At 56.2% G+C, this 8,980-nt stretch carries 10 protein-coding genes; 7 read left to right on the top strand and 3 right to left on the bottom strand.

Translation table 11 applies throughout. The features are described from left to right. Positions 1–64 precede the first annotated feature (64 nt). Both ACFFIY_RS10040 and ACFFIY_RS10045 read left to right on the top strand, forming a co-directional pair. The gene (locus tag ACFFIY_RS10040) at positions 65–1,069 is read left to right on the top strand and encodes an ABC transporter permease (RefSeq protein ID WP_354198220.1); all 1,005 of its coding nucleotides are present in this window, start codon (positions 65–67) and stop codon (positions 1,067–1,069) included. A gap of 16 nt (positions 1,070–1,085) precedes the next feature. Further along, positions 1,086–1,976: an ABC transporter permease gene (locus ACFFIY_RS10045; RefSeq protein ID WP_354198222.1), complete on the top strand. Its 891-nt coding sequence runs from the start codon at positions 1,086–1,088 to the stop codon at positions 1,974–1,976. A gap of 79 nt (positions 1,977–2,055) precedes the next feature. Here the strand turns inward: ACFFIY_RS10045 and ACFFIY_RS10050 are convergent, their stop codons facing one another. Both ACFFIY_RS10050 and ACFFIY_RS10055 read right to left on the bottom strand, forming a co-directional pair. Next, complete coding sequence (locus ACFFIY_RS10050) at positions 2,056–3,141, bottom strand: FUSC family protein (protein ID WP_354198224.1); 1,086 nt, start codon at positions 3,139–3,141, stop codon at positions 2,056–2,058. Positions 3,142–3,234: 93 nt separating this feature from the next. After that, positions 3,235–4,530, bottom strand: coding sequence for a glutamate-1-semialdehyde 2,1-aminomutase (locus ACFFIY_RS10055; protein ID WP_354198226.1), 1,296 nt, complete (start codon positions 4,528–4,530; stop codon positions 3,235–3,237). A 120-nt stretch (positions 4,531–4,650) separates the two neighbouring features. Here ACFFIY_RS10055 and bcp point away from each other — a divergent pair, with 120 nt between their 5' ends. From bcp to perR, 4 genes are all read left to right on the top strand, one after another. Further along, on the top strand, positions 4,651–5,130 hold the full coding sequence (gene bcp, locus ACFFIY_RS10060; protein ID WP_354198228.1) for a thioredoxin-dependent thiol peroxidase: 480 nt from the start codon (positions 4,651–4,653) through the stop codon (positions 5,128–5,130). A gap of 25 nt (positions 5,131–5,155) precedes the next feature. After that, entirely contained in the window at positions 5,156–6,106 is a 951-nt protein-coding gene (locus ACFFIY_RS10065) for a D-2-hydroxyacid dehydrogenase (protein WP_354198230.1), read from the top strand. Between the two features lie 2 nt (positions 6,107–6,108). Then, a complete protein-coding gene (locus ACFFIY_RS10070) occupies positions 6,109–6,657 on the top strand; it encodes a cob(I)yrinic acid a,c-diamide adenosyltransferase (protein ID WP_354198244.1) in 549 nt (182 codons plus the stop codon). A 134-nt stretch (positions 6,658–6,791) separates the two neighbouring features. Continuing rightward, positions 6,792–7,241 (top strand): peroxide-responsive transcriptional repressor PerR, encoded by a 450-nt coding sequence (gene perR / locus ACFFIY_RS10075; RefSeq protein ID WP_354198232.1) that lies wholly within the window; start codon positions 6,792–6,794, stop codon positions 7,239–7,241. Between the two features lie 59 nt (positions 7,242–7,300). Here the strand turns inward: perR and ACFFIY_RS10080 are convergent, their stop codons facing one another. Beyond that, the gene (locus tag ACFFIY_RS10080; RefSeq protein ID WP_354198234.1) at positions 7,301–7,663 is read right to left on the bottom strand and encodes a YgzB family protein; all 363 of its coding nucleotides are present in this window, start codon (positions 7,661–7,663) and stop codon (positions 7,301–7,303) included. 155 nt (positions 7,664–7,818) lie between these two features. On the opposite strand from ACFFIY_RS10080, the gene ACFFIY_RS10085 reads away from it, so the two are divergent. Further along, on the top strand, positions 7,819–8,691 hold the full coding sequence (locus ACFFIY_RS10085; RefSeq protein ID WP_354198236.1) for a nucleotidyltransferase-like protein: 873 nt from the start codon (positions 7,819–7,821) through the stop codon (positions 8,689–8,691). Positions 8,692–8,980: the final 289 nt, after the last annotated feature.

Here is an 8,980-nt window from a genome sequence, read left to right on the forward strand (position 1 = left end):
GCCGTCCTCCCCTTTTCAATTTCGAAATAAAGAAACGGCAAACTGAACTCGGGGAGTGGTTCAAATGCTCCAATACATCGGAAAACGGCTGCTGCAGCTCATCCCGGTCCTGCTCGGCATGACGTTCATCGTCTTCATGATCATCCGGGCCATCCCGGGAAATCCCGCACAGGTCATCCTCGGCCAGCAGGCGTCCAAGGAGGCGGTTGCCGCACTGGAAGCCAAGCTCGGCCTGGATCAGCCGTGGTACACACAGTACTTTGAGTTTCTCATGAACATCTTCCGGGGGGACCTCGGCGAATCGCTGCGCACCCGCTCGCCGGTCGCGGACGAACTGTGGCCGTATCTGGCGGCGACGGCCGAGCTGGCGATCTTCGCGATGATCATCGCGATCGTCATCGGCGTGAATGCGGGCATCATCTCCGCCTGGTTCCAGAATTCCTGGTTCGACTACACGGCGATGATCCTGGCACTCGTCGGGGTGTCCGTGCCGATATTCTGGCTCGGACTGATGGAACAGTGGGCGTTCGGCATCGAGCTGGATCTCCTGCCGACGACCGGACGTGAGGACGTGAGGAATCCGGTCCATGCGATCACCGGACTGTACGTGATCGATACGCTCATCCAGGGCAGGTTCGACCAGCTCGGCCAGGTTCTCCGGCACCTGATCCTGCCGGGCATCGCGCTTGCGACGATCCCGATGGCGATCATCGCCCGGATGACCCGCTCCAGCATGCTTGAAGTGATGCGTTCTGATTTCGTGAGAACGGCCCGGTCGAAAGGGCAGAAAATGTCGATTGTCGTGTACAAGCATGCGCTGAAGAACGCAATCATCCCGGTTTTGACGGTCATCGGACTTCAGATGGGCATGCTGCTCGGCGGCGCGATCCTGACCGAGACGATCTTCGGCTGGCCGGGCATCGGACGCTATATCTATGACGCCATCGGATTCCGCGATTATCCCGTCGTCCAGTCCGGCATTCTCGTCGTCGCATTCATTTTCGTCATGATCAATCTGCTTGTCGATGTGCTCTACAGCGTCGTCGACCCGCGCATCAAATACGACTGAAGGAGGGACAACGGCCATGACCCAACTCACGACCAACCAGACCCCGGACATTCCGGAAGAAAAGGCGGCCGGCCCGTGGCGCGAAGCCTGGACGGGCTTCAAGAAAAGCAAGGCGGCGCTCGCGGGCGCCTTCATCGTTCTCTTCTTCGTCGCGCTGGCGATTGTCGGACCGCTGATTGCACCTGAAGGGATCAATGACCAGGATGTGACCGAGCGGCTGATGGCGCCGTCATCCGCCCACTGGTTCGGCACTGATGACTTCGGCCGGGACATCCTTTCCCGGGTCATCCACGGTGCCCGGATCTCGCTCACGGTCGGATTTTTCTCGGTTATCGGATCGGTCGTCGTCGGCAGCGCGCTCGGCATCATTGCGGGCTACTACGGCCGCTGGGTCGATACGATCATCTCCCGGCTGTTCGACATCATGCTCGCCTTCCCGTCGATTCTGCTCGCCATCGCCATCGTCTCGGTGCTCGGACCGTCCCTGCGCAACGCGCTGATCGCCATCGCGGTCATCAATGTACCGAACTTTGGCCGGCTCATCCGCTCCAAGGTGCTCAGCATCAAGCAGGATGAGTACATTATGGCTGCGAAGGGGATCGGGATGAAAGACGCCCGGATCTTGTTCTCCCACATCCTGCCAAACTCGATGGCACCGGTCATCGTTCAGGGGACGCTCGCCGTTGCGACCGCCATCCTTGAAGCGGCGGCGCTCGGTTTCCTCGGCTTGGGTGCTCAGGCGCCGGCGCCTGAGTGGGGCAAAATGCTCGCCGACGCCCGCAATTACCTTCGCGATGCCCCGTGGACGATGATTTTCCCGGGACTGGCGATCATGCTGACGGTGCTCGGCTTCAACCTGATGGGCGACGGGCTCCGCGACGCCCTCGACCCGAGAATGAAAAACTAAGAAACGAAAAAACGCGGAACGGGCGATCAAACCCGTTCCGCGTTTTCCATTGTGCAGCAAGTGAAGCCGGCACGCTCATTCAATACGCATCTTCCCGCAGCCGCTCATCCATTTCCGCCCCGTGCCGTTTCACGTACCCGACAATCAGCCGGTCGAGCTGCTCCAGTTGCTCCTCGTACCGGAGGATCGAGCTCAATAGATGAAGCAGGTGGTAAGCGGAAAATTCCTCTTCCTCTTTTGTGACGGCAACTTCCTTCACAAAGATGTCCATCACGTCCTGCCGGCTGAGCGAGGAGTCCATGCCGGAGCGGGACATCCGTTCATCCTTCAGCTTCCCTGCGAACTTGAGCAGGATCTGTTCGTGATAGGTGAGCAGCTCGTCAAGACGCTCCTGGATCATCATCCGGAAGTGCGGCGGCAGGGTGATCAGTTCATTTTCGTACTGATGCAGCCGCTTGAGCACATCATAGCCGCTTTTGGACGTCTGGATCATCTGGCGGTAGATGACGAGCTTTCGGGCTTTCTGATGAATGAAGCGCTTTGTATAACCGCGTTCTTCCTTGAACAGCGAATACAGCAGGTCGATGTTTTTATAATGGCCGTCAATCTTCTTCAGCGCCTTCTGGGTGGCCGAATGTTCGGATGCCTGCCGGCCGGCAAGGCGGGTCCACCGGATGATCTCATCTTCCGTGGACTGGATGGCCTGGAACAGCTTCGTTTCGTACTTCGGCGGCAGGAACAGCATATTCACCAGAAAGGCGGCGAGGATCCCGGTCAGCATCGTGAAGAAGCGAAGGCCGGCATACATATAAAAGTCCTGGTTTCCCGGGAGTTCCATAATCCCGATCATCATGACTAGTGCGAGCGTGATGGCATTCTCCAGCTTGAACTTCAGCATGATCGCGATGATCACGACAGCTGCAAAGCCGACACCGACCAGATGATCGCCGAAAATCAGGGCGAACACGAAGGCGACGACCGCCCCGATGACGTTGCCCTGCACTTGCTGCACGATGGTCCGGTATGACCGGTAGATCGACGGCTGAATGGCGAAGATCGCCGCAATCCCCGCGAAAAGCGGGGTCGGCAGATGGAGGGTCTGGGCGAGAAACAGTGCCAGGACGATGGCGACACCCGTTTTCAAAATTCGTGCGCCAAGTTTCATGCATCCATTTTCCTTTCCGTGCGAAATGCTTGTTTTCCATACTTTACCCGAACAGCGGCACTCAAATCAATACGCCGGACCGCGCGCCCTGAATCAGCCGCGCTTCATTTCCGCAAACGAATCGTCCGCTGCTTCAAGCGTCCGGCGGATATCGTCTTCGGTATGGGCCGTCGTCAGGAACCAGGCTTCATATTTTGAAGGAGCCAGGTTGATGCCGCGTTCGAGCATGAGCCGGAAGAACCGGGCAAACTGTTCGCCGTCGCTGTTTTCGGCCTGTTTGTAGTTTTCCACTTTCTCCTTCGTGAAGAAGACGGTGAGCGCACCCTTCAGGCGGTTGATCGTTATGTCGATGCCGTGCTTTTCCGCCGAGGAAAGCAGGCCGTCTTCTAGGATTGCGCCGAGCCGGTCCAGCTCTTCATAGACGCCCGGCTCTTGAAGCACCTCGAGGCAGGCGATCCCGGACTGCATCGAAGCCGGGTTTCCGGCCATCGTCCCGGCCTGGTAGGCGGGGCCGAGCGGGGCGACTTCGTCCATGATTTCCTTGCGTCCGCCGTAAGCGCCGATCGGCAGGCCGCCGCCGATGATCTTGCCGAGCGCAGTCAGATCCGGCGTAAGTCCGAGAAGATCCTGGGCGCCGCCGTAATGGAAGCGGAACGCCGTGATGACTTCGTCGTAGATGATCAGGGCACCGTGTTCCTTCGCCAGATCATGGACGATCGGCAGGAACCCTTCATTCGGTTCGACGATCCCGAAGTTGCCGACGATCGGCTCGACGAGAACGGCCGCCAGCTCATCGCCCCAGCGGTCCATCGCCGAACGGTATGCCTCGACATCATTGAACGGGATGGTGATCACTTCCTGCGCGATCGACTTCGGTACGCCGGCAGAATCCGGCGTGCCGAGTGTTGCCGGCCCCGATCCTGCCGCAACGAGCACGAGATCCGAATGGCCGTGGTAGCACCCGGCGAATTTCAGCACTTTCGTCCGCCCGGTATAAGCGCGGGCAACCCGGATCGTCGACATGACCGATTCAGTTCCCGAGTTCGTGAAGCGGACTTTGTCGAGCGAGTGGATCGCTTCCTTCAGCATCTCGGCAAACGTCACTTCGTGTCGGGTCGGCGTGCCGTAAAGGACGCCGGTTTCGGCTGCATGCCGGATCGCTTTTGTAATATGCGGGTGCGCATGGCCGGTGATGATCGGGCCGTACGCGGCGAGATAGTCGATGTATTTGTTGCCGTCCACATCCCAGAAGTATGCGCCTTCCGCGCGTTCCATGACCGTCGGGGCTCCGCCGCCGACCGCCTTGTAGGCCCGCGAAGGACTGTTGACGCCACCGACAATATGCTCAAGCGCTTCGCTGTAGATTTCTTCTGATCTTGTTCTCTCCAAGAGAATCCCTCCGTTCATGATGTCCATCCTCCATTGTAGTCAATGAAAGCCCGGAACACCAAAAGAATTGTCACGCCGGGACTGCTCCGGTACGATGAAGAAAACAGGAGGGGATCAGTGGTGGAGAAAACGCTTGAAGGGCTCAGCGCCCCCGGGTTCGCACTGAAGGACAAAGACGGAAGCACGGTTTCGCTCGAAGACTTTAAAGGGAAAAGCTATGTTGTGCTTTATTTCTATCCGAAAGACCAGACGCCGGGCTGTACGACGCAGGCATGCGATTTCCGTGACAGAAACGAAGAGTTCGAGAAGCTGAACGCCGTCATCCTCGGCGTCAGCCCGGACAGTGCGGCATCGCACGAAAAGTTCATCGACAAGCACGGACTGCCGTTCCGCCTGCTTGTGGATGAAGATCACGAAGCCGCGGAAGCATACGGTGTCTGGAAGCTGAAAAAGAATTTCGGCCGCGAGTACATGGGGATCGAGCGGTCGACATTCCTGATTGATCCGACGGGCACGGTTGTGAAGGAATGGCGGAAAGTGAGTGTCAAGGGCCATGTGGAAGAGGCGCTGGAAGAACTGAAAGAACTGACTGAGAACTGACACACTGTTGAAGGGGGAAAACGACATGGACGTACTATTTCTATTTCCGGTAAAGGAACATCATGAACAGCGGTTGAAGGAGGAATTCCCGGATGTGAATTTCCTGTTCGACCGAAAGCCCGATGACGCGGCGGCGCTTGAGACGAGCGAAGTGATCGTCACGTACGGGGCCGACCTGGACGAAGCGCACATCGAAAAAGCGAAAGGGCTCAAGTGGCTCATGGTGGCATCGGCAGGACTGGAGCAACTTCCACAGGATGCGATTGCCAGGCGGGATCTGACGGTGACGAACGTGAGGGGGATCCACAAGACGCCGATGGCCGAGTCGATCCTCGCACATATCCTTTCTTATAAGCGGGGCCTGAAAAAGATTTATGAACAGCAGGCGCGGGCGGAATGGAACAAGAAAATCGGCGGAAAGGAAGTCCGCGGATCCAATGCGCTTATTCTTGGACCGGGGGCCATCGGCGGGGAAGCCGGCCGCCTGCTTCAGGCATTCGGCGTGAAGACATATGGGTGCAACCGCTCGGGACGGAAAGCCGATTATATGGATGAGATGCTTTCATTCGACGGCCTGCTGGAAGCACTTCCCGGAATGGACTTTGTCGTTTCGGTTCTTCCGAGCACGCCGGAGACCCGCGGGCTCCTGAAAAAAGAACACTTCGGTGCGATGAAAGACACCGCCGTATTTCTGAACTTCGGCCGCGGCGATTTGTATGAGGAACAGGATCTCATCAATGCACTTAATGAAGGCAGGCCGGCCGCAGCGGTCCTCGATGTGTTTGACATCGAACCGCTGCCGGAAGACCATCCGTTCTGGGGGATGGATAACGTGACGGTCTCGCCGCACGCTTCCTCGCTTTCCGGGAAGTACGTGGACCGGTCACTGGATATTTTTATTCCGAATATGAAACTTTGGCTCGCGGGTAAGCCGGAAGAAATGGAGAATCTCATCAACACCGAAAGGGGATACTGATGATGAAGATCTATACGAGAACGGGGGATAAAGGGACGACTTCGCTCATCTACGGGAAAAGGGTGCAGAAAACGGATCCGCTTGTGGAGGCGTACGGCACATGCGACGAGGCGAACAGCGCCATCGGCATCGGTGTTTCCCACCTGCACGGAGAGCATTTTGAGGAGAAGGACGAGCTGCTCAAGATCTTCCGGCAAATCCAGACCATCCTGTTCCATGTCGGCGCCGAACTGGCCACGCCGCAGGGAAAAGAAGTGAAGTGGACACTGGAACCGAAGGAGATCCGTCAACTAGAGGAGTGGATCGACAAGTATGACGCCCGGCTGCCCGAGCTGCATAATTTCATCCTGCCCGGAGGCCATCCGTCCGCTGCGGGCCTTCATTTCTCCCGGACCGTCGTCAGGAGGGCGGAGCGGGCGGCGATCGCACTGGGCAACCACGTGAACCCGGACGTCATCGCGTACCTGAACCGTTTGTCCGACTTTCTGTTTGTGGCGGCACGCTTTGTGAACATGAAACTCGGCGGCAAAGAAGACATCCTGCACTCTTGAGACCGCTGAAGAAGCGGAAAAAACAGGCAGCCAATCGTGCGGCGCGGCTTCGTTGACAAACATGCCCGGATTCCGATAAACTGATTGTAACGATTATTATTAAGGAATCTTTATGAAAAGAGGTGGGCATGTCCATGTCTGAAACTGTGCTTCAGGAAGCGCTGGATACGTTGAAGACGACGGGTGTCAGAATCACTCCCCAACGGCATGCAATTCTTGAATTTCTCGTTGAATCAATGTCCCATCCGACCGCTGACGAGATTTACCGCGCACTCGAGGACAAGTTCCCGAATATGAGTGTGGCCACTGTATACAATAACCTTCGTGTTTTCCGCGAAGCCGGGCTGGTGAAGGAGCTGCCTTACGGCGATTCATCGAGCCGCTTTGACTTTGTAACGAATGACCACTACCATATCATCTGCAATGACTGCGGAAAGATTGTCGATTTCCATTATCCCGGCCTCGATGAAGTGGAGCATCTTGCTGCACACGTCACCGGGTTCAAAGTGGATACGCACCGCATGGAAGTGTACGGCACTTGTCCGGAATGCACTGCGAAAAAGACGGAAGTTCCGGTTCAGTGACGCCGGCATGAAAAAACTCACGGGCTCCCGATCGGGAACCCGTGAGTTTTTGTTTATGGTCACTTGCCTTCGCGTGCCGGCCGGTTTTTGTTGTAGGATTCATCGAATTCTTTGCCTTCAAGATTCGGGTCAAGCGTGAGGGGCTCGCGGCAGTGCATGCACATGTCCACGCGGCCGAGCACTTTCGTCGGCTTGCCGCAGTTCGGGCAGACGACCTGAACCGCTTTTGTCGACAGCATGCCGATCCAGAAATAGACGACCGTGCTGGCAACGATGCTCAGGAGACCGAGAAGCATGAAGATCACCATGACAATCGGATGTTTCTTAAAGAAGATACCGAAGTACATGATGACAAATCCGATGAAGATCAGGGCAAGAGCGAAGGAACGGATCCGGTTGATTTTGTTTTTATATGGCTTCATTCCGAATATCCTCCCTTTGTCGGGAACCTGGCAGAACAAGTCTGCGTCCCCGTATACTATAGCACATTTGGGCAATACAGTCGTTTTTCAAAGAGGAAAGAAGGAATCGGGGCAGGCGTGTCGAATTTGCTCATGTGAAAAGGAGGAATTATCCCATGGAGCATCTGCTGCGGCCGATCTATCAGGAACGGGCGGGGGATCCGGATACACTGGCAGTTCTTCTGATAGAAAAAAGAGAAAAGCTGGACCCGGTGACCGATACATTCGATGCCATCCTGCTCATTATTGCAAGAGATGCCGAGCGGCCCGTCTATACAAAGCATTACACCGACGGAGCCGAGAAGGCAGCCATGCATGTCGTTTCGGAGAAACAGCTGAAAAAGTGGCTGTTGCTCGGAACAAACCGGAAAATCGTCGACTGGCTCCTATTCGGACGGATCCTGTTCGACCGCAATGAATATATAGAAACAATCAAGCGGGAGATGAAGGAGTTCCCGTTTTACGGACGGCAGATTAAGATGGGGCTGGAGTTCGCGCGGCTGATCCGTCATTACATGGAAGGACGGATGTTCTTTGAACAGGAGAACTATCTGGACGCCTACAATGATGTCGTCCGCTCGCTGCACGGACTGGCCCGCCTCTCGGTCATCGAAAGCGGACTGTTCCCGGAAGTGACGGTCTGGTCGCAGGTCAGAAAGATCGAGCCGGCGATCTATAAGCTGTACGAAGAGCTTGTGCTGAGCGACGAACCGATAGAGAAGCGGCTTGAACTGCTTTTCCTGGCCGGCGAATTCTTCATACATTCCCGGACGGAAGACGGCGCGCGGCATATTGTCTCCGTGATGTCCGAACGGCCGGTGTGGACAATTCAAGAGCTGCATGAGCAAGAGGAACTGCGGAACTACTCGGCCGATCTTGAAGTGTTTATCGAATACTTGATAGAGAAAGGCTATATAGATGCGGTCCAGGAACCGGCCAAGGACGGACGGATCGACCATCGTTATTACCGGGCGGCAGGCAGGGAATAACCCTGTCCGCCGCATGCATGACACTCCCCGTTTCAAACACGGGGAAGTTTTTTTGAATAAGGTGTTGACGCCGGTAAATAAATCGCTTATGATAGTAAACGTCGCTTAGGGCGGCACGGCAAATGCCTCCGACAAACTGATTTAAACCCTTGAAAATTAGGGGTTGACTCACCGGAAAGGCGCCGCTATAATAGAGAAGTCGCTTTCAGAGCGGCGAAAGATGAACCTTGAAAACTGAACAGCAAAACGCTGATAAAATTGTTTTCGGATCCCGACCCCGTCGGGTGAA

Origin of the sequence: Bhargavaea ullalensis (assembly GCF_042432615.1) — a bacterium.
GTDB classification, from domain to species: domain Bacteria; phylum Bacillota; class Bacilli; order Bacillales_A; family Planococcaceae; genus Bhargavaea; species Bhargavaea ullalensis.